The sequence below is a fragment of the Parafrankia sp. EUN1f genome (assembly GCF_000177675.1).
Taxonomy (GTDB): Bacteria; Actinomycetota; Actinomycetes; order Frankiales; family Frankiaceae; genus Parafrankia.
Map to the genome: position 1 here is coordinate 23710 of NZ_ADGX01000038.1, position 24578 is coordinate 48287.

A 24578-nucleotide genomic window follows, 5' to 3' on the forward strand; every position below is an offset into this window, starting at 1 on the left:
GCACCGCCGCCGGCGGTGCGCCGACGGTGCGGTCAGAGGTTGATCAGGCGCGGGGCGTGACCCTGCTCGCGGATGTGCGCGCCGGCCTGGCGGGTGAGGTCGCGAGCGCTGCCTAGCAGCCCGTCGAGGGTGAGGGTGCGCCGCAGGTGATGGTGGAAGTCGTGCTCGGCGGTGAAGCCGATGCCGGCGAGGACCTGCTGGCAGTGGCGGGCGGCGTCCAGGGAGGCGCGGCCGGCCGCGGCCTTGGCGAGCAGGCAGGTGAACGGCTCCGGCGACGCGGTGGCGGCGTTCAGGGTGGCTTCGGCGCCCTCGAGCGCGACGAGGGTCTCGGCGAGCCGGTGACGGACCGCCTGGAACGACGCGATGGGCCGACCGAACTGGGTACGGGCCAACGCGTGCTCGCGGGCGAGGGCGAGCATCGCGCGGCCGGTGCCGAGCAGCCACCAGCCGAGCGCGCGACGGGCCGCGGCGAGGTGGAGATCCGGGTCACCGGGCTCCGCCAGGCGCAGCGGCAGCGTCGGGTCGAGGAGATCGCCGGCGCCTTCGGAGGGCGGCTGCGCCGCGGGGGCGTCGGCGCGTTCCCAGCGGACCCAGCGGCCGCCGGTGAACGGCAGCGTCACGGTGGTGCCGAGCGGCTCACCGCCGGCCTGGGCCACGACGTCGTTGAGGACGGAGGCGTGGCTGCCGGTCTCGCCCAGCAGGGTGAACACCACCGGGATGGCGGTGTCCGGCTCCTCGGCGAGCAGGTCGGCCCAGCCGAGCTCGTCCAGGGCGGCATCCAGGGCGGCCCCGCTGCTGCCGGTCATGGCCTTGCGGAAGGTCTCGACGATCAGGTCGTGTTCGGCGGTGTCCACGGTTACCCCTTTACTCCTTGCCGAGGTCGAGCAGCCGGCGGGCGATGATGTTCCGCTGGATCTCGGCGGTGCCGCCGTAGATGGTCGCGGCACGGGAGTAGAGGTACTCGGAGCGCCAGCGGGGGTCCGTGAGCTCGACGGCGCCGGGAAGCAGGTCGCGGGCGGTGTCGAACAGGCGCTGTTCGGCGGTGGCGAGCAGCACCTTGTCGATGGACGTCTCCGGGCCCAGGCGGGCGCCGTCGGCGAGGCGGCGCTGGGTCGCGTGGGAACGGCAGCGGATCGTGTGCAACGCCAGGTACGCCGCGCCCAGATCAGCGTCATCGGCCCCGGCCGCGCCTGTGGTCGCGGTCGTGGTCGCGGTCTCGCCGACGAGCCGCTCCAGCCGCTCGTAGAGGAACGCGACCCGATGCCAGAAGCAGGTGGACCGCTCGTGGGGGAGCAGGTCCATCGCGAGCTGCCAGCCGTCACCCGGCCGGCCGAGCATCCGATCGCCCGGTACGACGACGTCGTCGAAGAACACCTCGGCGAACTCGTCGATGCCGTGCATGGTGCGCAGCGGACGGACCGTGATCCCCGGCGTGTCCATGTCGACGAAGAACGCGGTGATCCCGCCGTGGCCCGGCGCGGTGCGGGTGAGGAGCACACAGCGCTGGGAGTACTGCGCCAGGCTCGTCCACACCTTCTGCCCGTTGACCACCCAGTCGTCGCCGTGGGGCTCGGCGCGGGTCGACAGCGAGGCCAGGTCACTGCCCGATCCGGGCTCGGAGAAGCCCTGGCACCACTGCTCGGCGCCGGACAGCAGCAGCGGCACCATCTCGGCGGCCAGCGCCGGCGGCGCGTAGGAGATCATGGTGGGGGCGAGGACCTCGATCATCGAGTAGATCCCCGGCTCCGCCAGGTCGCGGCTGGCGACCTCCTCACCGAGTACCGCGCGCAGCGCCGCGGGCCCGCCCAGGCCCCCCACCTCGGCCGGCCAGCCGTACCGCATCCAGCCGGCGTCGTACAGGGCGCGGCGCACCCGGGCCAGCTGCGCGACCTGACCGTCGAGGGAGTGGTCGGGGCCGGCGGAGAGGTCGTTGTGCGTGAACCACTCCCGGACGGCCGCCCGGAACTCTCCGATCGTCGCGGGCTCGGTCACGGGGCTGGTCACGGGGTCGGCTCGTACGCGTGTGGACGTCCCGAGTCGTGGTCACCGCTGCGGCGGATGAAGGTCATCTTCCGGGTGCGCAGGCGCCAGCCGTCCGCCGTGCGCTGGTAGGTGTCCGAGTAGTAGCCGATCCGCATGTCGTGCTTGGAGTGTTCGATGAAGCAGAGCGGCTGGGTGCCGGTGCCGCTGTCACCGTCGAGGTCGACCAGCGCGGTCCCGGTCAGGAACAGCCCCTTGGGTGCGGCCGCGACCATCTTGGGAAACAGGTCGAGGGTGAAAACGTCACCGAAGGCGCTGTAGGTGCCGTCCGGAGTGAAGACCGAAAGCAGCCCGTCGATGTCGCCCTTGGTGATGGTCACCGCGTACTTGGCGAGCAGCTGCTGGATCTCGACGACATCGTCAGTGGACAAAGCCCTTGCCACCCTTCATCGCGAACATCGCGTTCTACCGCACGCGTTCTACCGCATATGTTCTACCGCACACGTTCCATGGATACCGGGTCTGTCGACCTCGCCGGGGGCCGACAGACCCGGTGCCTGGTTCCGGGTACCCGTGGAGCAGCACCCGCGAACGCCGTTCCCGTCAGACGACGGGTTCGACGATCACATCCAGGTAGGCGGCACCGCTGTCGGGCACCCGCGGCTGCTTCCACACCTCGACCGGGAACGACACCATGACCAGGGACTGCATCAGGTGCATCACGGTGCGGGCCTCCTCGGACAGGTCGTCGAGGGGGAACTTGTCGCAGAAGGTGATCGCGTCCTCGAGAAGCGGGAAGGCCGCGTCGTAGAACTCCTGCATCTCGTCCATCGTGGAGGCGAGCCGCTTGGCGTAGCGCTCCGGCTCGGTCGCCAGATCCCAGGCCAGGTACGGCTCCAGGGCCGAGAACTCAGACGGCAGAGGCATCGCTGTACTCCTTCACACGGTCGCCGACTTCCTTGTGCAGGGCCCGGAGGAGAATCTCCTGGTCGCACAGCGGGAACTCACTGACGGTACGGGTGGCCAGCATGGTCTGCGTGGCCTCGAGGGTGTTGGCGTCCTGGAGCGCGTACTCCTTGAACGTCACCGCGGCCAGCTCCTGCGCGAGGCGCTCCCGGGCGTTCTTCGGCGGGACGAAGTAGAGGTTCGCCTCGAAGATGTGCTTGTCGACCGCGGTCGGCCAGTACAGGTAGGTCAGGTACCAGCCCGGCGCCCAGATCAGCAGCGTCATGTTGGGGAAGAACTCGAACGAGTCCTGGCCCCAGGCGCGGTGCCCGGCCGGGTTGAGGGCGGCCGGCAGCGGGTCGAGCCCGTCGATGGCGGGGCGGTCCCACGGGCCGAACAGGCCGCTGCGCAGCACCCGCTCGATCGGCTTGACCATGTTCAGGTCCTTGGGCGGGGACATGCCGCCCCACGAGGAGACCATCGAGTGCGGGCTCTTGAGCTCGTAGTGCAGCGCCTCGAAGCCGAAGCCGATGAGCTTCTCGGCCTCGGCCTTGACCGCCTGCTTCTGGTGCAGGATCGGCGCGTGGTAGAACTCGGCGAAGGCGTCGATGAACAGCTTCCAGTTGGCGCCGATCTCGGCCTTGTACGAGTAGACCTCGGTCATCTCGCCGAACGGGTAGCCCTCCAGGCCCTTGGCGAAGTCGCCCAGGTACTCGGCAAGCGTCTGCTGCGGGTTGAGGTTGATGAAGATGAACCCCTCCCACACGTCGCAGGGGACCTCCTTGAGGCCGTAGTCGGCCTTGTCGAGGTCGAAGAACTCACCCTCCTGCTGGACGAAGGTGAGCTTGCCGGTGAGGTCGTAGCGCCAGGCGTGGTACTTGCAGATGAACTGCCGGCAGCTGCCCTCGGTCTCCTCGCCCGGGAAGTCGTTCCAGACCAGCTTGTTGCCGCGGTGGCGGCACACGTTGTGGAACGCGCGGATCTTGCCGTCACCGCTGTTGACGATGATCAGCGAGGTGTTGAGGACCGGCAGTTCCTTGGTGAAGTAGCTGCCGGTGCGGGGGAGGCGCTCGACCCGGCCGACGTGCAGCCAGCTGCGCTTGAAGACCGCCTCGCGCTCCTTCTCGTAGTACGCGGGGTCGATCGAGTCGGTGTAGTCGACGGGCGCGGTGCCGAGCTCGGGATAGTGCTGGGTCCAGCTGCCCGCGTCGGGCTTCTTGTAGTGGGGCACAGGTCTACCTCTCGTGTTCGAGCTCTATGCCGACAGTGCTGCGGGCCGTGGCGAGCAGGTGAGCGGCCCCGATGGCGCAGGACGGATCCCGTCTCCTGGCGGCCGTCGACGTGGTCCACGGGTCAGCCGACGACGAGGCTGAGCAGAACGACACACCCATCGTCGTCCGGCCTCCCCTCGTCGTGGTGAGAACTCCGTTCTCGCGGTCGATAATTAGGTTTCCATGCGAGGGGTGTCAGAGTCAACGCCAAGCCCCGTGGTGGCGCGGTGTCTCACTGCTTGGAGTTGGACGGTCGTGTGGCGTCACCATGGGTGGGTCGTGGCTCCCAGGCGGACGCCGGCCCGCGGCTGCGCCCCGGCGCCGGTCGGCCGGAAGTTCTCTCCAGTCGAGAAGAATCCTCCCTCTTGTGGAGAGGAGGATGCCATATCGGGCTCGGCCCGTGTACCGCGGAGTGGACTCCGTGCCCGGCGAGGCTGCCGGGGTGGTCCGACCTGCTTTCTCGGACGGCCCCGGAACAGCCTCTTTCAGTGATGGCTCAGTCGCCCCGAACGAACGGATAGATGCGGGTGAAGTCGACGCCCGGCTCCGCGTCGGCGAATGCCTCCCACAACGACGAGGTGACCGTGCCCATCGACAGCGGACCGTCCAACTCGCGGACCTCGCCGAGATACAGGCGCAGGTCCTTCGCCATCAGCGTGTTCGTGAATCCGGCGGCGTAGTTCTCGGTGAGGACCTGGCGCGGGAACTTCTCCGCGGTCGCGTTGTTCTGCCCGCTCGCGGAATTGAGCACGTCCAGCATCGTGGCCATATCCAGGCCGGCGGCGGTCCCGAACGCCACCGCCTCGCTGGTGGCGGCGAGCGCCACGGCGGCGAGGAAGTTGTTCGCCAGTTTGAGGGCCTGGGCGAGACCGGGGCGGTCGCCGACCCTGCGCCGGCGGTCGGTGAGCGCGGCCAGGACCGGTTCCGCCCGGGCACACGCCTCGTCCGTGCCGGCGTACATCACCGTCAGTGTCCGCGCCCGGGCGCCGGCCACTCCGCCGGACACCGGCGCGTCGACATGGCCGATGCCGCGGGCGGCGAGCAGCTCGGTGATGCGCCCGGCGGCGCTCACCCCGATCGTCGACGTGTCGATGACCAGCGTGACCCGCCGGTCGGCGGCGTCGGCGAGCTGGGCGGTGACCTTCTCGGAGACGGTGCCGTCGGGCAGGCTCAGCACGACGACCTCGGCGGCCCGGGCCACGGCGGCGACGTCCTCGACGAAGGTGGTGCCTTCCGGTGCGCGGGCAGGGCCGGCGGCGTCGTGCACCACCAGGTCGACACCGGTCGCCGCCACGTTCGCGGCGAGCGCGCCGCCCATGTTCCCGAGTCCGACGAACCCGACGCTCGGCCCGGTCACTGCCCGGCGCGTTCTGCCCGCAGGGCCTTGACCGCGCGGCGGGCCGAGATCGCGGCCGGCGCGCCGCAGTAGGCCGCGACCTGGAACAGCAGCTCGTCGATCTCCGCGTCGCTCACGCCGGTGCGGCTCGACGAGCTCGCGTGCAGGCGGAACTCCTCCATCCGGCCCAGCGCCGCGGTCATCGCCATCACCAGCAGGCTGCGATCCCGGGTGGACAACACCCCCTCCCGGGTCCACACCCCCCACGCCTGTGCGGTGATGTGGTCCTGGAACTGCTGGCTGATCTCGTCGGTGTCACCGGTGGCGCTGTCCACGTAGGCGTCGCCCAGCATGGCCCGGCGCATGGCGTAGGCGGCACGAAGCTGCTCGCTCTGTTCCATGATCGATTCAGATCCTTCCCTGGTGCCGGTAGTGCTGTCAGGACGTGCTCTCAACAGGTGCTCTCAGTAGAGGGACAGGCTGACGGTCTTCACCCGGGCGTACTCGGCCAGGGCCTCCAGCCCCTTCTCCCGCCCGTACCCGCTGGCCTTGTAGCCCCCGAACGGTGTCTCGATGGTCATCGGCCCGCCGTTCACCGCGACCTGCCCGGCGTCGATGCGCTCGGCGAGGCGCAGCCCGCGCGCGACGTCGCCGCTCCACACACTGCCGACGAGGCCGTACTCGGAGTCGTTCGCGAGCGTGAGCGCCTCGGCCTCGTCGTCGAACGGCATCGTGACCAGCACCGGGCCGAAGATCTCCTCCCGGGCGACCGGCAGGTCCGGCGCCACCCCGGCGTAGACCGTGGGACGCAGGTAGAAACCCCGGGCTCCCGGCCCGTCCAGGTAGGGTCCGCCGCCGGTCACCGGCTCCAGCCCGGACGCCCTCGTCGCCGCGAAGAAGTCCAGGACCTTCGTGTACTGCGCCTCGGTGATGATCGGGCCGAAGTCGACGCCGGGGGTGAGGCGCTCCACGCCGGCGACCACCCGCTCCACGAACGCGTCGTGCACGGACGCCTCGACGAGCAGGCGGGTGGTCGCCGAACAGACCTGCCCCGCGTTGGTCGCGGCCGACGCCACCGCGGCGGCGGCGGCCCGCTCCAGATCGGCGTCGGCGAACACCAACAACGGGGACTTGCCGCCGAGCTCAAGGGTGACCGGAACCAGCCGGTCGGCGGCGATCCGTGCCAGATACCGGCCGGTGGGCACCGATCCGGTGAAGGTGATCCGCCCGACCCGCGGATCGGTCGCCAGCGGCGTGCCGACCTCCGGGCCCGTCCCGGTCACCACGTTCAGGACTCCGTCGGGCAGACCGGCCTCGCTGGCGAGCCTGGCCAGGCACACCGTGGAGGCCGAGGTCAGCTCCGAGGGCTTGGCGACCACCGCGTTGCCCGCCGCCAGCGCCGGGGCCAGCGCCCGGCAGGCCTGGTTCAACGGCAGGTTCCACGGGGTGATCACCGCGATGATTCCGTACGGTTCGAGCCGGGTGTAGGTGTGGCTCGCGCCGCCCTGGTCGATCACGCGGCCGTGGTGGGCCCGCAACACCCCCGCGTAGTACCGGAAATAGGCGGCCGACATCTCGATCTCGGCCTTGAGCTGGCGCGGAACCTTGCCGGTGGCGGCCCACTCCAGCTCCGTCAGCTCGGGCGCGTGCGCGTCCATGGCGTCGGCGACACACAGCAGGATCTCGCCGCGGTCCGCTCCGGAGCGGCGGGCCCAGTCCGGCTGCGCCGCCGCTGCCGCCGTGACGGCATGCTCGACGTCCGCGGCGGAACCCGCGGCGATCTCGTCGCCGGGCTCGCGGGTCGCCGGCTCCAGCGTGGGCAGGTAGCCCCCGCCGGTCGGCACCACGGCCTTGCCGTCGATCCAATGATCATGGCGAACGGGCACGTCAGCTCACCTCCGGGAGCGTCGCGGTCACATCAGGAGACGTCACAGCCCGAGCGACTTCGCGATGATCGTCTTCATCACCTCGCTGGAACCGCCGTAGATCCGACCGACGCGCGCATCGGCCCACGCCCGCGCCACCGGGTACTCGTTGATGTAGCCGTAGCCGCCGAACAACTGCAGACAGGCGTCGATCACGCGGCCCTGCATCTCCGTGCAGTAGAGCTTGACCTTCGCCGCGTCCGCCGGTGTCGCCTCGCCAGCCACATGCGCGAGCAGGACCTGGTCCAGCAGCGCCTGCCCCGCGTCGACCTCCGTCGCGCACCCGGCGAGCACGAACTTGGTGTTCTGGAAGGTGTTGAGGGTCTTGCCGAAGAGCTTGCGGCCGTTGACGTACTCGACGGTCTGCTCAACGATCGACGCTGCCGCGCCCTGTGCGTTGATCGCGATCGAGAGCCGCTCCTGGACGAGGTGCGAGGTCAGGTAGGTGAACCCCTGCCCCTCCTCGCCGAGCAGGTTCTCCGCCGGCACCCGCACGTCGTCGAAGAAGATCTCCACCGCTTCCTGGATGTGCAGCCCGATCTTGTGCAGCGGCGCGCCACGGCTGACTCCCGGGAGGTCGCCGGGGATCACCAGCAGCGACAGGCCGGCGTGGCGCTGCGTCGGGTCCGTCTTCACCGCGGTGAGGAACAGATCGGCGTTCAGCCCACCGGTGATGAACGTCTTGGACCCGTTCACCACGTAGTAGTCACCGTCGCGGCGCGCGGAGGTGGACATGCCAGCGAGATCCGACCCCGCGCCCGGCTCCGTCAGCGCCAGCGCCGCGACCAGTTCGCCGCTCGCCAGACCTGGCAGCCAGCGCTGCTTCTGCTCGGCGTTGCCGTGGTCGACGAAATACGGCACGGAGATGTCGGCGTGGATGCGCAGCGGGCCCAGCGCATAGCCGGCCCGGGCGGCCTCCTCGGTGACGACGGCGTTGAACAGGAAATCGGCGCCGCCGCCGCCGTACTCCTCCGGAATGCAAAGCCCGAGAATTCCGAGGTCGCCGGCCTTGTTGTAGAAGTCACGTGGTGGGAGGCCGGCCTCCTCCCATTCCTGGTAATGGGCCCCGATCTCTTTTTCGAAAAAGGACCTTACGGCGGCCCGGAAGGCGTCGTGTTCGGGGCCGTAGACCGTGCGTCGCATCCGGTCACCCTCTCGCGGTCGAGGCGGATGAAATCCGCCGTGGAATTGAAAGGAATCGAAAGGAGTCGAAGAGGGGGAAAGGGAGGCCTGACGGGCGGGGCGCCGAGGTGGACTCGGCGGATCATGCTGGCCTGCTGGGGCTGCTAGCAGCCGGTGGGCCAGCGCTGCCTGCCCAGACGCAGGTCAGGGCGGCGGGCCGCCGGGCCGCCTACAGCGTCCGCGCCGACCATGAATTCCCGCGCATGTGGTTCCCTTTCACCGCCGACGTGCGTGGACACTAATCCGGGCGCGGTGGTCTGGCGGCCCGGTAAGAATCCGTCGGGGACGATCCGGGTGACCTTCGGCGCTGATCTCGCCGTCGACAGCATCGGTCGGATGCCTCCAGGTCGCCTCGGGCGGGTTCGCCGCGGACGGTTCGCGGCAGGAATTGCGCGGTCGCGCGCCGGTGGATCGCTGCTTAACGTACCGTCGTGCCCCGGACGCAGTCCAGCGCGGAGTTCGTTGATCCACGGAGAGTTGCCTCGCTAATTGCCGCGATGACGGAAGGTGCCGGCACCCGCCGCCGGGGGTTACGGCGGCGGTCACGGGCGCTGCGCCGCTGCGCCGCCGGCTCGTGCCACCGGGTGGTGGGGCGTGCTGGGTGGCTCCCACGAGGGGCGGAACCTGTTCGGGTGAGGTTCACCAACACGGATGTGAGTCTCTGCTAACGTAAGCCGTCGCCTGAAAGGTGGCATGCGTGCTGCATCACCCGGAGCACTGTTTCGCCACCGGCCGCTCCCCGGGTGTCGTGTCCTGTCCGGCACGAGGGCCTGTGAGGTCGCCGAGCGGCGGCACGGAGATCCGGCGGCGCCCAGCGACCGTTGTTGCCTGCTTGCAGTGGACGGATGAGAACCGGCACCGATGCGCGAGTGAGGGGTGGACAGGTTGGACAAGGTGGTTCCGAGCGCGGCGCTCGCCGTGGCGGACGTCCCTGACGGGGCGTCGCTGGCGGTGGGCGGGTTCGGGCTCTGCGGCATCCCGAGCGGCCTCATCCGCGCGCTTCTCGACGCGGGCCCCAAGGACCTTGAGACGGTGAGCAACAACTGCGGCGTGGACGACTGGGGTCTCGGCCTGCTGCTGCGGGCGGGCCGGATCCGTCGCACCACCGGCTCGTACGTGGGTGAGAACAAGGAGTTCGAGCGTCAGTTCCTCGCCGGCGAGCTCGAGGTCGAGCTCGTCCCGCAGGGCACGCTCGCCGAGCGTCTCCGCGCCGGCGGCGCGGGGATCCCGGCCTTCTACACCCCGGCCGGTGTCGGCACCCAGGTCGCGGACGGCGGCCTGCCCTGGCTCTACGACGGTTCGGGCGGCGTCGCGGTCGCCTCGCCGCCCAAGGAGACCCGCGAGTTCGACGGCAGGAGCTACGTGCTCGAGCGTGGGATCGTCTGCGACTTCGCGTTCGTCCACGCCTGGAAGGGCGACCGGCACGGCAACCTCGTCTACCGGGCCAGCGCCGCGAACTTCAACCCGCTGTGCGCGACCGCCGGCCGGGTGACCATCGCCGAGGTCGAGGAGCTGGTGGAGCCCGGCGAGCTCGACCCCGCCCAGGTACACACCCCGGGCATCTTCGTGCAGCGTGTCGTGCACGTGCCCGACACCCAGAAGCGGATCGAGAAGCGGACGGTGAGCTGACATGGCCCTGACTCGTACCGAGCTCGCGGCCCGCGTCGCCAGGGAGCTGGAAAGCGGGCAGTACGTGAACCTGGGCATCGGCCTGCCGACCCTGGTTCCGAACTACCTGCCCGCCGGCGTGACCGTGGTGCTGCACAGTGAGAACGGAATCCTCGGTGTCGGCCCCTACCCGGCGGAGAGCGCCGTCGACCCGGATCTGATCAACGCCGGCAAGGAGACGGTCACCGTGCTGCCCGGCGCGTCCTTCTTCGACTCCGCCACATCGTTCGGAATGATCCGCGGTGGGCATGTCGACGTCGCCGTCCTCGGGGCGATGCAGGTCTCCCGCGCCGGAGACCTGGCGAACTGGATGATCCCCGGCAAGATGGTCAAGGGCATGGGTGGCGCGATGGATCTCGTCCACGGCGCCCGGCACGTGATCGTCATGATGGAGCACGTCGCCCGCGACGGCAGCCACAAGATCGTCGACGAGTGCACCCTCCCGCTGACCGGCCGTGCCTGCGCCCAGCAGATCATCACCGACCTGGCGGTCATCGACGTCGTGGCCGGTGGCGGTCTCGTGCTTCGGGAGACCGCTCCCGGCGTGACCGTCGACGACGTGCGCGCGGCCACCGGCACGGAGCTCACCGTCGACCTGATCTCCGTCTGAGACCGGCGGCCGGCCGCAGCGGGAGCCGGTCGCGGATCGGTTTCGATCGGCCCGGCCGAGAGCGGCGCGGCCACGACGAGTGAGCGGGGGGCGGTTCCGCGGTACCGCCCCCCGGGAGACTGCTGGGGCCTGCTTCAGATCTCTCGGCCGGCCGACGGGACTGCGGATCGGCCGGCCGCGCACCGCGGGCTCAGCTCACGTTCCCCCCTCGCCTCCGCGGGTCGGATTCCCGTCACAAGCAGACATGTTTCCTCCGTGTCCGTAGTTCGGTGACCGCCAGGGCTCGTCCCGTACGCCGAGCCCCGGCCGCCGCTTCGCCGGCGGGCGGCTCACGGCGAACGGAACTCTGGCTGATGTGCGAGGCGAGCCCTGACGGCCACCGCCCCACCGGCCGCCGTTCAGAGCGCCCTGCGGGTGATCGTCCACTCGTAGCGGCGCCCCTGTGGGCTGGGGTCTCGCCACTCCACGATCCACTCGCCGGTTTCTGCGCGGTCGGGGGCTCTTGACGGTCCCGTATCCGTTGCGTTCCGTGACGCCCGGCTTGAAGTTCGGGTCGGCGAACACGAACGTGATCGTGAAGTCGGTCAGCGGCGATCTGCCGTTGGACGGCATGATGTCGTTCCAGACAAGGCGGTCGCGGTCCTTCTCGCGTAGTTCGTTCCAGAGGCCGCGCGGCCGGTACCAGAAACGCCAGACGGTGGGTTTGGTCAGGGTCGGGGTGAAGATGAGCCAGATCTGCAGGTACTCCTGGTGGAGGATCGGCCGGGCCCGCACGAGTACCTGCCCGTCGTCACTCTCGTCCACCGAGCAGTCGAACTCGATGTCCTCCAGGCGGTCGGTCCGGCGCCAGTGGTACGGCATGATCGGCCTGATCAGCCGGTTCACGACCTGCGAGTTCGGCGTGACATGAACCTCCTCCTCCACCCGGTCGTCCTCCTTGGTCCGCCCGATCGTGATCCTGACGTGGACGACCTCGTCGTGGGGTGCGGCCTGGCGGGTGACCACGTCCTCGATATCGCAGATAACGTCCTCCGTAGACGTCGAATCTTTCGTCCGGGAAATCCGGTAGAGGTTCATGAAGATGTAGACGAGATATAGCGTCAGGACCGCTGTAATCGCACGCAGAACGATCTGGGCGGTTCCCGCCGTCAGGCCGGCGAGCGAGCAGACGCCGCCGCCGACGGTGAACAGGAAGGCCGCTACGTCGCGGAGGCCAGCCCACGACGGACGCTGACGGTTGGTGCTCACCGGGGGTGCCTCACGCCTTCGGTCAGGGGCGCCACCGCCACCGCCACCGCCATCTTCGGTGAGGGTGCTCGGTGGGCGCGTATCTGGGCGAGATCCTGCGGCGGATTCTCGTGACGCCCACCGTGTGTAGGCGCCAAATGATTGAGCCTGGGTGGCCTGAAGTGCATCAGGGCTGTTCGTGCACCTGAATCTTGCTTGCCAGAAAAACCTTCACCCCAAAGGGCTGTTACGTTGCGTAATTCTTCTTGCACTGTGGGGGTTTCGCGGTGCAGAATCGAGATGCGTCGGGCCGAAGAAATGCCTGGCTGCATGGGCACATGCCTGTCGGGGGGAAGCGAAATGGTCGAAGCGGTGCGGGTGACGGCGTGTTCCGGCGGCGAATCGCTACCGATCGGCCCAGGTCAAGGTGGCGAGGGTGGCCAGGCCCCGTCCGTGGCAGGGCCCAGGCCGGCGATGCAGGTCCGCGAGGGGCTCCGCGGTCGTGATGACGCGGTACGGCTGCCTTTCGGCGGGCGGCTACCGGCCGGTTTCTTCCTGGCGGCGTCTCTTCTTGCCGGGGCTTTCCTGTTGCTTCTCGTGGTGGTACCGATCAACAGGTAAGCGGTGGCCGGCTCCGGCCGGGAGCCTTTCTGGTGACCCGGCTCACCGGGGGTGCGGCTCCGCCTGGCTCGGTACTGCCGGCCTGAACCACGACAGATGTCCGCGTGTGCCTGCGTGTGCAGCAAGGACGCGCATCGCTCCTCTTTCTGACGGAGTGTGAGATGCCGGCAGCACGGGATTCGGGTGGCGTCGAATCCGGTGCCGTCGAAGTCATCATGCTGATGTGATCTTGGTGCGGTGAGGGGTCGGAAGGCTCTTCACCGCATACTGACCGGCTCAGAATACCCAGGCGCCGCTGGATGGCAAGTAGATGCCGGAGATGTGGCTTGACCTGGCGTGCCGGCCGCCGGTGTTTTGTGGCGCTCTCGGGGGCGTCTGCCTGCGCATTCGGCCGCGCCGGTACCGGTCGTGACCAGAGAACTCCGAACTGTTCCCGGCCAATTGGCTGCAAGAAAATCGTTCGGAGTGAGATCACACACCCGAGAATTTCGCTTCGATTCGGCGGGATCAATGTTCTCCGCGGTGCGCAGTGAGCCTGCCGTTCGCGGTTCCGCAAGCATCGCCTCGGTCCGGAAACCCTCGGCGGCTACTGTCTCGTCAGGTCCGGTCACGGCCGGTGGGTCGCCCGGTCACGGGCAATCCACCGGCGGCGTGCCGGCCCGGTGTGGTGCGCTGTGCGGATCCTGCGGGATGGCTGCGGCGCGTCAGCCGGTTCCCCGCTACAGGGAGGCGACGGCCTCGGGAGCGCCCTGGACGTCCACCTGCGCCGCCGTGCGCCGCCCGAAGGCGTGGAGGAGGATCTCCTCCGGCAGCCCGGCGACGATCACCGTCGAGGTGCCGCGGCGCAGGACCCGCCGGGCGCCGGTGTCGGTGCGCTCGGCGATCACCTCCGCGCCGGTGCCGCGGTACCCGGTGCGCCCGAGCAGCCGCACCGCCGACCAGACGCGCTCCCGCGACACGGGGTCGAGCGCCCGCGGGGTGAAGCCCGGGACGGCGCGGTCCACATCGGCGTAGTGGACGTAGAACTCGTTGACATTGGTCGCGTCGTCGAAACGGCGCAGCCGGGCCGGGTTCCATCGCGCGGGCCCGCTTCGGAACAGTTCCACCAGCTCCGCGAAGCTGTGCGCCTGCCCCGTCGAGCGCTCGGCACGTTCGGTGACGCCGTGCAGGGCGGGGATCACCAGGCCAGGCCCGGCGCGGGGGACGCGCTCGCGGGTCACGAGGTGGGCGACGAGGTCGTGGGTCGTCCAGCCGGTGCACAGGGTCGGCCGGTCCGGCCCGACCTCGGTGAGCAGATCAGCCAGCAGGGCCCGCTCGACCCGCGCCCGGCCGGTTCCGCCGGCGGGCTCCGCCGCTTCCTCAGACGACATTGAGGTCGACCTCCACGTTGCCGCTGATGGCGTTCGAGTACGGGCAGACGCCGTGCGCCTGCTGGACGAGCGTCTCGGCCGTCGCGCGGTCGAGCTTGGGGATGTGGACGTCGAGCTCGACCGCGAGACCGAACCCGCCGGTGGGCAGGGTTCCGAGGGACACGCTGGCGGAGACCTGCGACCCCTCCAGGTCGGCGGACGCGGACTTGCCGACGAGCTTGAGCGCGGAGTGGAAGCAGGCGGCGTAGCCGGCGGCGAACAGCTGCTCGGGGTTGGTGGCGCCGCCGGGGCCGCCCATCTCCTTGGGGATACGGACGTCGACGTTGAGCAGGCCGTCCTCGCTCTCGGTGTGGCCGTTGCGGCCATCTCCGGAGGCGGTTGCGATCGCCGTGTAGAGAGCATCCATGATCTTCTGGCTCCTTGTAGATAGATTGCATCAAACCATATTGCGCACAATCTAATGATGCAAGAGATGTCTGCTACTGTCGGTGGCGTGGCGGAACGCCTACCCCAGCTGGAGCTGGGCAACCAGCTCTGCTTCGCGCTGTACGCGGCGAGTCGGGCCGCGACCCGTGCCTACGGGCCTGAGCTGGCCGAGCTCGGCCTCACCTACCCGCAGTACCTCACCATGCTCGTGCTGTGGGAGGCGGACGCACCGCTCGCGGTCGGTGACATCGGCGCCCGGCTGCACCTCGACAGCGGCACCCTCACCCCGCTGCTCAAACGCCTCGAGGATCTCGGCCTGGCCACCCGCACCCGCGACCGGGCGGACGAGCGCCGCGTCCTCATCGCCCTGACCGAGCCCGGGCGCGAGCTGCGCGCCCGGGCGGCGGAGGTCCCACTGCGCCTCTTCCAGCGCTACGGCATCGACATCGACACCGCCCAGAAGCTCATCCGAGACCTGACGGCGCTCACAGAGTCAATCCAGGCATCGACCTGACGCCAGGCCTTGACCTGAGCTGCCGCCTCGTTCTCAGACGTCGGTCTCGTCGGCCGCGCTGGCCTCGCGGGCGGCCTGGCAGAGGATGATCGCGGCGCCCAGCGTGCCCATCGGCGAATCGGCGCGCCGTGTCCAGGCGAACGGTGAACGACGACAGAAGAGCACCGGAATCGTCGTGGGCGGCCCGAAACTGGCCTTCGCTCGCACCCTGAAGATCGACCGGCCGAGGTTGATCAAGGTCGAGCAGGGGAAAATCCTCATTCCGCGTTTCCGTCGACGAGAAGCTGGCACGCGCGCAGACCGCGGCGATCCTGTCCGCCCTCGCAGATCCGGCCGCCGAGGAACACGCCGGCAGGGCCGTCGAGGTCTACACCGGCACCGGCCAGGCTGGAATGCTCGGCGGCTCGTTCAACGCCCTCGCACGCAGCTACCTGCACCGTCCCGAACCGGACCCGGAGCGGGCCGCCGACGCTGCCCGCTCCGCACTCGACGCTGTCGGGGCGCAGCGAACGAGCTGGGTCGCGGACGTGTCCGCGCAGATGTGGCGGCAGTTGGACGCCCGCTGGCCGACGCTGGACGCCGTCCGGGAACTCGGCCACCTCGTCGAGGCGGGCCGCCGGAACACCCTGCCATCCACTGATGTCTGACCGGGCCGGGGGCTACGGGTCGTCCCACTGCAGAATCGCGCCTACCCCTCCGACCGGCGTGTCCCAGGTCAGCGGGTCCAGAGCGGCCTGCCCGTATGCCTCACCCTCAGCCTGACGGACTGGGAATGCTGAAGAACATCGTTCGACAACAAGGACAACGGTCGGTCGACCCGGTGTGGGGGCTGTGGCCCTCGGTATGCCCTGTCGAGGCTGTCCAGCCGCATATCCGTATGCTTCCGGAACCGAGAAGGACAGCCGGCGGCGGCGACCAGGAACCCGTTGAATCTGTAGGTCCCCCGTACCGAGGTCCGGGGGAACCCCGACCTGCGCTGTCGGCTGACCGTCACCTTGAGGAGTGATGAGCGGTGCTGGCGTGAGCAGGCCACGCGAGGATGCGATAAGGGACGCCCTGGCGCTCCGTCTCGATCTTGTCGAAAAGGGCCTGAGATGCCTGGCGACCGAGTATCGGATCCAGAGTGGGGTCGGGGCGGGTGGCCGTATAGATATTCTCGCGAGGGACTCTGATGGCTGTTACGTGATCATCGAGTTGAAGCGCACTGACTCTGCGGCGCGAACTGCCCTGCACGAGCTGCACAAATACGTGGAACTCTTCCGGCGGGAGAGGGGGCTCGGTGATGCCGACCTGCGTGTTGTCGTGGTGGCGGTCGAGTGGCACGAACTCCACCTGGCATTTAGCCAGGCGGCTCGCGAATGGTCTGCTGACCTTCGAGGGTACCGCCTCGTGTTGGAGAGTGACGGCGTGACGCCAGCCGCTGTCGAGCAGATGAAGCCGTTTTCGGAAGCGACCGTGCGCAGCCTGACACCGGTGCAGCTTCTCGTTCAGTCCAGAACCGGTGACCTCGATGCTGTCTGGCGGTGGATGGTCGAGAAACTCCGGGCGTTCGGCGCCCGCGATTTCGTCGGATTCGACGTCACTCACCCCGTCTACGACAACGGAATATATCTCGTTCTCGGCCGTATGAATTCGGTTCTGACGGGCCAGTTGAGTCGGGTGGCGGGCGGTCGCGGGATCTTCGACGGTGAGTTCGCGCGCGGCGAGGCTGCGGTTGGCATCTCGGATGCCCCGCCGGGCTATGAGACGGAGTACGAGGCGCTGGTGCGGCTGTGCTCCTCCCCGGTTCCATTCGTTCTGGAAAAAGGCCACCCCCACGCCCTCTCGCAGCTGGTCAGTGATCCCGACTGGTCGGTCGGAGCGCCACGCCGTACCGGTGTGTACGAGGATGAGCTGATCTTCCCGAAGGAAGACCTCGTTCTCGATTCCTCGGCGGGAGGGCTTTCTGACGTCAAGTTCACCGGTGTGGCGCGCGCGGATCACGCCGCGCGATGGACGCGCTGTCTCGAACGCATCGATTTCGCCCTCTCGGCAAACCCGACGTGGGCCCCCATCGTCGCGGCGTGGTGCCAGGAGTTGGCGGATCGCAGCGCGAGCACCAATCTGCTCGCGCATGTCTACAATCCCTGTGACTTTCCAGCGACAGTGGCGTTTGGGTGGCCGGGGCGCATCAACGACTTCATACCGATGCTGCGGTGCGTCGCCGCCGTGCCAGATCAGCCGCGCCGGTCTCTATACGGCGGACTCATGGCCTACGACAGGGGCATGGATCCGCCCAGTGCCTTTGAACTGTCCTTCGGCACTGTGGAAAAATGGGTCATCGCTCGCAACGCTGGCCTGGCCTGGCAGCTGGACGAGCACTTTCTGCGCCTACTCGGGCTGAGGTACGCCGTTTTCGAGGTGATCGGCGGGCAGACGTCGCGCCGCTTTCTCGACATGGAGGGCGGTGCGCTGGTCCGGCGGGTGCCCGCGGCATTCACCGGTGGGCCTGGTACCTTCGACGAGTGGCTCGATCGGCATGAACCACCGCTGGCGGGCGACCGGGCCGATGATCGAGGCGCGGCACCGATGGCAGAGCACGGTGGGTGCCTGTTCGGTCACCGCCGACGGCCGTGAACTGTGGTGTACCGGCAGCGGCTACCGGGACGAGATGCTGGCCGGTTTCGACGTCGAGCAGACCGCGGAACGGGTCACCGTCCGGGCCTGGCTCGCCTTCGGCCCGGACGGGCCGACGTCCTTCGGTACGGGGCCGGTGCGGACTTTGCCGGACGGGTGCCGCCTGGGCAGGATGTACCGCCAGGCCGCCAGGCCGCCAGCCGCCGGTGGAGCACTGTGGTGTACCTCGACCAGCCCCTCGGCGGACGTCCGGTGGTCGACGTCGGCATCCCCGAACCCGACGGTGCCGGGCGGGCCCGCAGAGCCTGGCTCGCCGAGCGGGAATGACCGCGCGGCGACGGCGGTGGGACCGTTGTGGGGAACGTAGATAGTCAACGCTGTTGACGTTCCCGTGTCACTTTGTTGATCTTGAAGGTCGGGGGTCGAAGCGCGGGCACCGGGGTGGACGGGGCACGCGGAGTGAGTCGCAGGGCCGGGGCAGGCCCGTGACACTGGAAGGGTTCCTACCGGGTAGGGCTCATGGCACCGGCGACCGGTGCCGGCGACGAGAACCTGGGAGTGCCGATGACCGCGGCTCACAGCACCACCGTGTCCGAGCTGTCCGCGGTGGCCGAGGAGGCCGTGGGGCTCGTCCGCCGCTGGGCCGCCGAGGCGGCGGACGAGCCGGTGGACGCCGCCGCCGCACGGCTGGCAGGGGTGCTGCGGGAGCCGGGGGGCCTGGCGTTCACGGTGGGGTTCGTCGACGGGGTGATCCGGCCCGAGGACAGGCGGGTCGCGGCGCGGAACCTGGCCCGGCTCGCGCCGTCCGCGCCCGGGTTCCTGCCTTGGTATCTGCGGGCCGCGGTCCGGGTCGGCGGGGTGGCGGGGCCGGTGGCGCCGGGGCTGGTGATCCCGGTGGCGCGCCGGGCGCTGCGGGGCATGGTGGGGCATCTGGTCGTCGACGCGACCGAGCGGCGGCTGGGGCCCGCGATCGCGGCGGTGCGTGAGCCGGGTGTGCGGCTGAACCTGAACCTGCTGGGTGAGGCGGTCCTCGGTGAGCGGGAGGCGGCGCGGCGGCTGGCGGGCACGATGGCCCTTGTCGAGCGGCCGGACGTCGACCATGTGTCGATCAAGGTGTCGGCGGGCACCGCACCGCATGCGCCCTGGGCGTTCGAGGAGACGGTGGCCCAGGTAGTGGACGCGCTTCACCCGCTGTACGCACGGGCGGCGGGGACCCGCCCGGCCACGTTCGTCAACCTGGACATGGAGGAGTACCGGGATCTGGATCTGACGATCTCGGTCTTCACCAGGCTGCTCGACCGGCCGGACCTGCGCCGGCTGGAGGCCGGGATCGTCCTGCAGGCGTACCTGCCCGACGCGCTGGGAGCGCTGGTCCGGCTGGGGGAGTGGAGCGCGAAGCGGGTGTCGGCCGGAGGTGCCCCGATCACGGTGCGGATCGTGAAGGGCGCGAACCTGCCGATGGAACACGTCGAGGCATCGCTGCGCGGCTGGCCGGCGGCGCCGTACGGCTCCAAGGAGGAGACCGACGCCAACTACAAGCGGCTGCTGGACCACGCGCTGCGGCCGGAGCGTGTGGACGCGGTCCGTATCGGGGTCGCCGGGCACAACCTGTTCGATCTCGCCTTCGCCTGGGTGCTCGCCGGGCGCCGCGGAGTCCGGGGCGGTCTGCGGTTCGAGATGCTGCGGGGGATGGCGCAGGCGCAGGCCCGGGTGGTGGCCCGCGAGGTGGGCGGCCTGCTCCTCTACACCCCGGCCGTGCGGCCCGCAGAGTTCGACGTCGCCATCTCCTACCTGGTCCGGCGGCTGGAGGAGGGCGCCAGCCAGGAGAACTTCCTGTCGGCGATGTTTGACCTGGCCGGTGACAACGCCGGCGGCAGCGGCGGCGACGGTGGTGGCGGCGGCCTGCTGTTCGCGCGGGAAGAGCGGCGGTTCCGGGCGTCGGTGGCCCGGCTGGAGGCGGAGGCGGCGGTCCCGCAGGCTGCCCGCCGCACCCAGAACCGGCAGCTGCGGTCCGTGTCGGTGCCTGACATCGACATCGACGCTGACGTTGAGACCGAGACCGAGACCGAGACCGAGACCGACGCCGGGGCGGGCTTCCGCAACGCGCCGGACACGGATCCGTCGTTGGCGGCGAACCGGGCGTGGGCGCGGCGCATCCTGGCACGGGCCGGGACGTCCGCCCTCGGCGCGGATCTGGTCGAGCGGGCCGCCGTGTGGACGCCCGCCGAGCTCGACGACATCCTCGCCGGTGCTGTGGCGGCCGGGCCCGGCTGGGCCGCGCTCGGCGGCGCCGGCCGCGCGAAGGTGCTGCGTCGCGCCGCCGACCAGCTGGAAAGCCGTCGCGCCGAGCTGATCGAGGTCATGGTCGCCGAGGCCGGCAAGACCTTCGACCAGGCCGATCCGGAGGTCTCCGAGGCAGCGGACTTCGCCCGTTACTATGCCGACCGGGCGGTGGAGCTCGATCACGTCGACGGGGCGGTGTTCACCCCCTCCCGCCTCGCCGTGGTGACACCGCCGTGGAACTTCCCGGTCGCGATCCCCGCCGGCTCCACGCTCGCGGCGCTCGCCGCCGGCTCGCCGGTGGTGCTGAAGCCTGCCGGCCAGACCTGCCGGTGCGGTGCGGTGCTGACCCAGGCGCTGTGGGACGCCGGTGTGCCGCGCGACGTCCTCCAGCTGGTGTATGTGGATGAGGGGGAGCTGGGGCAGGCGCTGGTGAGCGACCCGAGGGTCGAGCGGGTGCTGCTGACCGGGGCGTTCGAGACCGCGCAGCTGTTCCGCTCCTGGCGGCATGATCTGCCGTTGCTCGCCGAGACCAGCGGCAAGAACGCGATCGTGGTGACGCCGAGCGCGGATGTCGACCTGGCGGTGCGCGACGTCGTCGCCTCCGCCTTCGGCCACGCCGGCCAGAAGTGCTCCGCCGCGTCCCTTCTCGTCCTCGTCGGCTCGGCCGCCCGGTCACGCCGGCTGCATGACCAGCTGGTGGACGCGGTGCGTTCACTGGTCGTGGGGCCGGCCCACGTCCCGACGTCCCAGATGGGGCCACTCGTCGAGCCGGCCGCCGGGAAGCTGCTGCGGGCGCTGACGACGCTCGGGCCCGGCGAGCGGTGGATCGTGGAGCCACGCCGGCTCGACGGCGAGGGCCGGCTATGGTCGCCGGGGGTACGCACCGGAGTGGCCCGGGGCTCGGAGTTCCACCGCACCGAGTACTTCGGCCCGGTGCTGGGGATCATGGCCGCGCCTGATCTCGCGACGGCCGTCGAGCTCCAGAACGGCGTCGAATTCGGGCTGACCGCGGGGCTGCACTCGCGTGACCGGGTGGAGATCGAGTACTGGCTGCGGCACGTCGAGGCCGGCAACCTCTACGTCAACCGGGGCATCACGGGCGCCATCGTGGGGCGTCAGCCCTTCGGGGGGTGGAAGCGTTCGGCGGTCGGGCCCGGAACCAAGGCCGGAGGTCCGTCCTACCTGCTGGCCCTCGGAACCTGGGCGAGCACGCCGAGTACCGCCGCCGACGCGACGCCTACGCCTACGCCTAGGCCGGCTCCGGCTCCGGCTCCGGCTCCGGTCGCCGGTCAGCTGCTGGCCGCGGTCCGGCGGGCTCCCCTGGCCGGGGAGGCCGCGGAGGAGATCGTCGGCCTCGAACGAGCGCTCCGCAGCGACGCCGCGGCCTGGGCGCACGAGTACGGCGTCGCGCGTGAGGTGGGTGGGCTCGTCGCCGAGCGCAACGTGCTGCGGTATCGACCCGTGCCGGTCGAGGTCCGGCTCGTGGACGAGGGGTTCGTCGCCCTGGTGCGGGTGGTGGCGGCGGGCCTGCTGGCCGGCTCGGCGATCCGGGTGACCGCTGCGGTGGAGCCGCCCGCAGGCCTGGGGTCAGCGCTGCGTGAACTGGGCGTTCCCTGGCGGCTCGCGGCCGAGGGCGAATGGCTGGCCGAGGTCGCACGGGCCGCGGCCAGGGGGCGCGAGCTGCGGGTCCGGGTGACCGGCCGGGACGCCGACGCGCTGGCGCGGGCAGCTCGCGCGCTGGCGGACGTGACCCGGGGCCGGCCCGGGATCGTCGTGCACGCGGGTCCGGTGACGGAGTCCGGCCGGCTGGAACTACTGCCGTTCCTGCGGGAGCAGTCGATCAGCGTGACCGCGCACCGGTTCGGAGCCCCGGACGACCTCGTCGCCGGACTGGTCTGAGTCACCAGACTGGTCAGAGCGATCGGACATGTCTGAGTCGTGCCACCGACGGCCGTAGAAGATGCGTGCAAGGCGACATCACGGTAAAAATCTTAAGCTCACCTAACTATTCTGAATCCTCGTGTGCCAGGTCGGAGACCGGACGGGCCCGGGTGCGGTCGTGCGACGGTCGCGACGAGCGGCGCGAGCTGTACCACACGCGCCCACGTCCGGCCGGTGGGTGCGGGACGGGCAGGGCATACCTTGATACGACACGCAGTAGTAGACGCGAAGCGGAGTTTCGGTGACTGATTCGGTGATCATCTATACGCTGACCGACGAGGCGCCGGCCCTGGCGACGTACTCGTTCCTGCCGGTGGTGCAGGCGTACGCGTCGACGGCCGGGGTCGAGGTCGTGAGTCGTGACATATCCCTGGCCGGGCGGATCATCGCCAGCTTCCCGGAGCACCTCGAACCGTCCCAGCGCATCGATGACGCGCTCGCCGAGCTCGGTGAGCTGGCGAAGACGCCCGAGGCGAACATCATCAAGCTGCCCAACATCTCGGCGTCCATCCCGCAGCTGAAGGCCGCGGTCGCCGAGCTGCAGCAGCAGGGGTACGCGCTGCCGGACTACCCCGACGACCCGAAGACCGACGAGGAGCGCGAGGTCCGCGCCCGGTACGACAAGATCAAGGGCAGCGCGGTCAACCCGGTGCTGCGCGAGGGCAACTCCGACCGGCGTGCCCCCGCCTCGGTCAAGGGCTACGCGCAGACCCACCCGCACCGCATGGGCGCGTGGAGCGCGGACTCGAAGACGAACGTCGCCACCATGGGCGCCGACGACTTCCGCAGCACCGAGAAGGCCACGGTGATCGCGGCGGACGGCGCGCTGCGCATCGAGCTGGTCGGTGACGACGGCACCACCACGATCCTGCGCGAGTCGGTGCCGGTGCTGGCCGGCGAGGTCGTCGACGCCTCCGTAATGCGCGTCGGCGCGCTGCGTGAGTTCCTCACCGCGCAGGTCGCCCGGGCCAAGGCCGAGGGCGTGCTGTTCTCCGTGCACCTGAAGGCCACGATGATGAAGGTCTCCGACCCGATCATCTTCGGCCACGTGGTACGGGCGTTCTTCCCCGAGACGTTCGCCCGCCACGGCGCCGTCCTCGCCGCCGCCGGCCTCACCCCGAACGACGGTCTCGGCGGCCTCTTCAAGGGCCTGGAGGCACTGCCGGAGGGCGCGGAGATCAAGGCGTCCTTCGAGGCGGAGCTGGCGAGCGGCCCGGCCCTGGCCATGGTCGACTCCGACCGCGGCATCACGAACCTGCACGTCCCCAGCGACATCATCGTCGACGCGTCGATGCCGGCGATGATCCGGACCTCCGGCCACATGTGGGGACCGGACGGCGCCGAGGCCGACACCCTCGCCGTCCTGCCCGACAGCAGCTACGCGGGCATCTACCAGGCGGTCCTCGACGACTGCCGCGCGCACGGCGCCTACGACCCGGCGACGATGGGCTCGGTGCCCAACGTCGGCCTGATGGCCCAGAAGGCCGAGGAGTACGGCAGCCACGACAAGACCTTCGAGATCCAGACCACCGGCACCGTGCGGCTCGTCGACACCGGCGGCACCGTCGTGCTGGAGCAGACGGTCAGTGCCGGCGACATCTTCCGCGCCTGCCAGACCAAGGACGCCCCGATCCGCGACTGGGTGAAGCTCGCCGTCAGCCGCGCCCGCGCCACCGGCGACCCGGCGGTGTTCTGGCTCGACGAGACCCGCGCGCACGACGCCCAGCTCATCGCCAAGGTGCGGACCTACCTGACCGAACACGACACCGACGGCCTGACCATCGAGATCAAGGCGCCGGTCGACGCGATCACCTTCTCGCTGGAGCGCATCCGCCGCGGTGAGAACACCATCTCGGTCACCGGCAACGTGCTGCGTGACTACCTCACCGACCTGTTCCCGATCCTGGAGCTCGGCACCAGCGCCAAGATGCTCTCGGTCGTGCCGCTGATGAACGGCGGCGGCCTGTTCGAGACCGGCGCCGGTGGCTCGGCGCCCAAGCACGTCCAGCAGCTGGTCAAGGAGAACTACCTGCGCTGGGACAGCCTCGGTGAGTTCCTCGCCCTGGCGGTGAGCTTCGAGCAGCTCGCCCAGACCACCGGTAACGCCCGCGCCCAGGTGCTCGCCGACACCCTCGACCGCGCCACCGCGACCTTCCTCAACGAGGACAAGTCGCCGACCCGCCGCGTCGGCGGTATCGACAACCGCGGCAGCCACTTCTACCTGGCCCTCTACTGGGCACAGGAGCTGGCCGGCCAGAGCGCCGACGCCGAGCTCGCGCAGGCGTTCAGCGGCCTCGCCGAGACGCTCTCGACGCAGGAGAAGGCGATCGTGGACGAGCTGCTCGCCGTGCAGGGCTCGCCCGCCGACATCGGCGGCTACTACCAGCCCGACCCGGCGAAGGCCGCGACGGTGATGCGTCCGTCGGCGACCTTCAACGAGGCCGTCGCCACTCTGGCCTGACAGCCGGCAGACCGAGCTCCACCGGCTGGATCCGCACTGGGTCCGCGTACTGCCCGGAACGGGCCCTCAACCGCCGGTTGAGGGCCCGTTCCGCTGCCGCGGGGGCACCGCGAGCCGGCGGTTCAGCGGCGCGACCGGGTGGTTCCGACCGGGTGGTTCCAGCGGCCACGGTTGAGCGACCGCGGTTCAGCGGGTTGAGCGA

At 70.0% G+C, this 24578-nt stretch carries 21 protein-coding genes; 7 read left to right on the top strand and 14 right to left on the bottom strand.

Translation table 11 applies throughout. The annotated features are described in order from the left end of the window. Positions 1 to 32: 32 nt before the first annotated feature. From FREUN1FDRAFT_RS13880 to FREUN1FDRAFT_RS13920, 9 genes are all read right to left on the bottom strand, one after another. Entirely contained in the window at positions 33 to 854 is an 822-nt protein-coding gene (locus tag FREUN1FDRAFT_RS13880) for an acyl-CoA dehydrogenase family protein (RefSeq protein WP_006540699.1), read from the bottom strand. Between the two features lie 10 nt (positions 855 to 864). Next, positions 865 to 2004 carry an acyl-CoA dehydrogenase family protein gene (locus tag FREUN1FDRAFT_RS13885; RefSeq protein WP_006540700.1) on the bottom strand — a complete coding sequence of 380 codons (1140 nt, stop codon included), beginning with the start codon at positions 2002 to 2004 and terminating at the stop codon, positions 865 to 867. After that, complete coding sequence (locus FREUN1FDRAFT_RS13890) at positions 2001 to 2411, bottom strand: nuclear transport factor 2 family protein (protein ID WP_006540701.1); 411 nt, start codon at positions 2409 to 2411, stop codon at positions 2001 to 2003. The genes FREUN1FDRAFT_RS13885 and FREUN1FDRAFT_RS13890 overlap by 4 nt, the downstream gene beginning before the upstream one ends. Positions 2412 to 2583: 172 nt before the next feature. Further along, the gene (locus tag FREUN1FDRAFT_RS13895; RefSeq protein WP_006540702.1) at positions 2584 to 2907 is read right to left on the bottom strand and encodes a hypothetical protein; all 324 of its coding nucleotides are present in this window, start codon (positions 2905 to 2907) and stop codon (positions 2584 to 2586) included. Then, the gene (locus FREUN1FDRAFT_RS13900) at positions 2891 to 4156 is read right to left on the bottom strand and encodes an aromatic ring-hydroxylating dioxygenase subunit alpha (protein ID WP_006540703.1); all 1266 of its coding nucleotides are present in this window, start codon (positions 4154 to 4156) and stop codon (positions 2891 to 2893) included. Before FREUN1FDRAFT_RS13900 ends, FREUN1FDRAFT_RS13895 begins: the two co-directional genes overlap by 17 nt. A gap of 536 nt (positions 4157 to 4692) precedes the next feature. Continuing rightward, entirely contained in the window at positions 4693 to 5553 is an 861-nt protein-coding gene (locus FREUN1FDRAFT_RS13905; protein WP_006540705.1) for an NAD(P)-dependent oxidoreductase, read from the bottom strand. Next, complete coding sequence (locus FREUN1FDRAFT_RS13910) at positions 5550 to 5933, bottom strand: carboxymuconolactone decarboxylase family protein (protein ID WP_006540706.1); 384 nt, start codon at positions 5931 to 5933, stop codon at positions 5550 to 5552. Before FREUN1FDRAFT_RS13910 ends, FREUN1FDRAFT_RS13905 begins: the two co-directional genes overlap by 4 nt. 63 nt (positions 5934 to 5996) lie before the next feature. Beyond that, entirely contained in the window at positions 5997 to 7418 is a 1422-nt protein-coding gene (locus FREUN1FDRAFT_RS13915; RefSeq protein ID WP_006540707.1) for an aldehyde dehydrogenase, read from the bottom strand. 42 nt (positions 7419 to 7460) lie between these two features. Beyond that, entirely contained in the window at positions 7461 to 8600 is a 1140-nt protein-coding gene (locus FREUN1FDRAFT_RS13920) for an acyl-CoA dehydrogenase family protein (protein ID WP_006540708.1), read from the bottom strand. A gap of 924 nt (positions 8601 to 9524) precedes the next feature. Between FREUN1FDRAFT_RS13920 and FREUN1FDRAFT_RS13925 the strand changes: the two genes are divergently transcribed. Beyond that, a complete protein-coding gene (locus FREUN1FDRAFT_RS13925; protein WP_006540710.1) occupies positions 9525 to 10268 on the top strand; it encodes a CoA transferase subunit A in 744 nt (247 codons plus the stop codon). Between the two features lies 1 nt (position 10269). Then, the gene (locus FREUN1FDRAFT_RS13930; protein WP_006540711.1) at positions 10270 to 10917 is read left to right on the top strand and encodes a CoA transferase subunit B; all 648 of its coding nucleotides are present in this window, start codon (positions 10270 to 10272) and stop codon (positions 10915 to 10917) included. 195 nt (positions 10918 to 11112) lie between these two features. Here FREUN1FDRAFT_RS13930 and FREUN1FDRAFT_RS13935 read toward each other — a convergent pair whose 3' ends face one another. The 3 genes from FREUN1FDRAFT_RS13935 to FREUN1FDRAFT_RS13945 all read right to left on the bottom strand — a co-directional run bounded on the left by FREUN1FDRAFT_RS13935 (position 11113) and on the right by FREUN1FDRAFT_RS13945 (position 14541). Beyond that, complete coding sequence (locus tag FREUN1FDRAFT_RS13935) at positions 11113 to 12165, bottom strand: hypothetical protein (protein WP_006540712.1); 1053 nt, start codon at positions 12163 to 12165, stop codon at positions 11113 to 11115. A gap of 1319 nt (positions 12166 to 13484) precedes the next feature. Continuing rightward, positions 13485 to 14135 carry a TIGR03085 family metal-binding protein gene (locus FREUN1FDRAFT_RS13940; RefSeq protein WP_006540714.1) on the bottom strand — a complete coding sequence of 217 codons (651 nt, stop codon included), beginning with the start codon at positions 14133 to 14135 and terminating at the stop codon, positions 13485 to 13487. Next, positions 14125 to 14541: an organic hydroperoxide resistance protein gene (locus tag FREUN1FDRAFT_RS13945; RefSeq protein WP_006540715.1), complete on the bottom strand. Its 417-nt coding sequence runs from the start codon at positions 14539 to 14541 to the stop codon at positions 14125 to 14127. Before FREUN1FDRAFT_RS13945 ends, FREUN1FDRAFT_RS13940 begins: the two co-directional genes overlap by 11 nt. A 66-nt stretch (positions 14542 to 14607) precedes the next feature. On the opposite strand from FREUN1FDRAFT_RS13945, the gene FREUN1FDRAFT_RS13950 reads away from it, so the two are divergent. After that, the gene (locus FREUN1FDRAFT_RS13950) at positions 14608 to 15075 is read left to right on the top strand and encodes a MarR family winged helix-turn-helix transcriptional regulator (RefSeq protein ID WP_157474761.1); all 468 of its coding nucleotides are present in this window, start codon (positions 14608 to 14610) and stop codon (positions 15073 to 15075) included. A 33-nt stretch (positions 15076 to 15108) separates the two neighbouring features. Here FREUN1FDRAFT_RS13950 and FREUN1FDRAFT_RS13955 read toward each other — a convergent pair whose 3' ends face one another. Continuing rightward, complete coding sequence (locus FREUN1FDRAFT_RS13955) at positions 15109 to 15336, bottom strand: hypothetical protein (protein ID WP_006540717.1); 228 nt, start codon at positions 15334 to 15336, stop codon at positions 15109 to 15111. A gap of 131 nt (positions 15337 to 15467) precedes the next feature. Between FREUN1FDRAFT_RS13955 and FREUN1FDRAFT_RS13960 the strand changes: the two genes are divergently transcribed. Together FREUN1FDRAFT_RS13960 and FREUN1FDRAFT_RS13970 are read left to right on the top strand one after the other, a co-directional pair. After that, entirely contained in the window at positions 15468 to 15722 is a 255-nt protein-coding gene (locus FREUN1FDRAFT_RS13960) for a hypothetical protein (protein WP_006540718.1), read from the top strand. A 358-nt stretch (positions 15723 to 16080) separates the two neighbouring features. Then, positions 16081 to 17691, top strand: a complete 1611-nt coding sequence (locus FREUN1FDRAFT_RS13970; protein WP_006540719.1) for an endonuclease NucS domain-containing protein — start codon at positions 16081 to 16083, stop codon at positions 17689 to 17691. Positions 17692 to 17712: 21 nt separating this feature from the next. On the opposite strand, the gene FREUN1FDRAFT_RS43785 is transcribed toward FREUN1FDRAFT_RS13970, so the two are convergent. Continuing rightward, positions 17713 to 18066, bottom strand: a complete 354-nt coding sequence (locus FREUN1FDRAFT_RS43785) for a hypothetical protein (RefSeq protein WP_157474765.1) — start codon at positions 18064 to 18066, stop codon at positions 17713 to 17715. A gap of 144 nt (positions 18067 to 18210) precedes the next feature. On the opposite strand from FREUN1FDRAFT_RS43785, the gene FREUN1FDRAFT_RS13980 reads away from it, so the two are divergent. Together FREUN1FDRAFT_RS13980 and FREUN1FDRAFT_RS13985 are read left to right on the top strand one after the other, a co-directional pair. After that, positions 18211 to 21873 carry a proline dehydrogenase family protein gene (locus FREUN1FDRAFT_RS13980; RefSeq protein ID WP_006540721.1) on the top strand — a complete coding sequence of 1221 codons (3663 nt, stop codon included), beginning with the start codon at positions 18211 to 18213 and terminating at the stop codon, positions 21871 to 21873. A gap of 283 nt (positions 21874 to 22156) precedes the next feature. After that, positions 22157 to 24376 carry an NADP-dependent isocitrate dehydrogenase gene (locus FREUN1FDRAFT_RS13985; RefSeq protein WP_006540722.1) on the top strand — a complete coding sequence of 740 codons (2220 nt, stop codon included), beginning with the start codon at positions 22157 to 22159 and terminating at the stop codon, positions 24374 to 24376. The last annotated feature ends 202 nt before the right edge of the window (positions 24377 to 24578 follow it).

What these genes read in the sequence shown, in the direction of transcription:
- FREUN1FDRAFT_RS13950 (WP_157474761.1), top strand. Translation starts at nt 14,608, where the DNA reads ATGTCTGCTACTGTCGGTGGCGTGGCGGAACGCCTACCCCAGCTGGAG.
- FREUN1FDRAFT_RS13920 (WP_006540708.1), bottom strand. Translation starts at nt 8,600, where the DNA reads ATGCGACGCACGGTCTACGGCCCCGAACACGACGCCTTCCGGGCCGCC.
- FREUN1FDRAFT_RS13970 (WP_006540719.1), top strand. Translation starts at nt 16,081, where the DNA reads ATGAGCGGTGCTGGCGTGAGCAGGCCACGCGAGGATGCGATAAGGGAC.
- FREUN1FDRAFT_RS13980 (WP_006540721.1), top strand. Translation starts at nt 18,211, where the DNA reads ATGGCACCGGCGACCGGTGCCGGCGACGAGAACCTGGGAGTGCCGATG.
- FREUN1FDRAFT_RS13940 (WP_006540714.1), bottom strand. Translation starts at nt 14,135, where the DNA reads ATGTCGTCTGAGGAAGCGGCGGAGCCCGCCGGCGGAACCGGCCGGGCG.
- FREUN1FDRAFT_RS13930 (WP_006540711.1), top strand. Translation starts at nt 10,270, where the DNA reads ATGGCCCTGACTCGTACCGAGCTCGCGGCCCGCGTCGCCAGGGAGCTG.
- FREUN1FDRAFT_RS13955 (WP_006540717.1), bottom strand. Translation starts at nt 15,336, where the DNA reads ATGAGGATTTTCCCCTGCTCGACCTTGATCAACCTCGGCCGGTCGATC.
- FREUN1FDRAFT_RS13960 (WP_006540718.1), top strand. Translation starts at nt 15,468, where the DNA reads ATGCTCGGCGGCTCGTTCAACGCCCTCGCACGCAGCTACCTGCACCGT.
- FREUN1FDRAFT_RS13910 (WP_006540706.1), bottom strand. Translation starts at nt 5,933, where the DNA reads ATGGAACAGAGCGAGCAGCTTCGTGCCGCCTACGCCATGCGCCGGGCC.
- FREUN1FDRAFT_RS13895 (WP_006540702.1), bottom strand. Translation starts at nt 2,907, where the DNA reads ATGCCTCTGCCGTCTGAGTTCTCGGCCCTGGAGCCGTACCTGGCCTGG.
- FREUN1FDRAFT_RS13945 (WP_006540715.1), bottom strand. Translation starts at nt 14,541, where the DNA reads ATGGATGCTCTCTACACGGCGATCGCAACCGCCTCCGGAGATGGCCGC.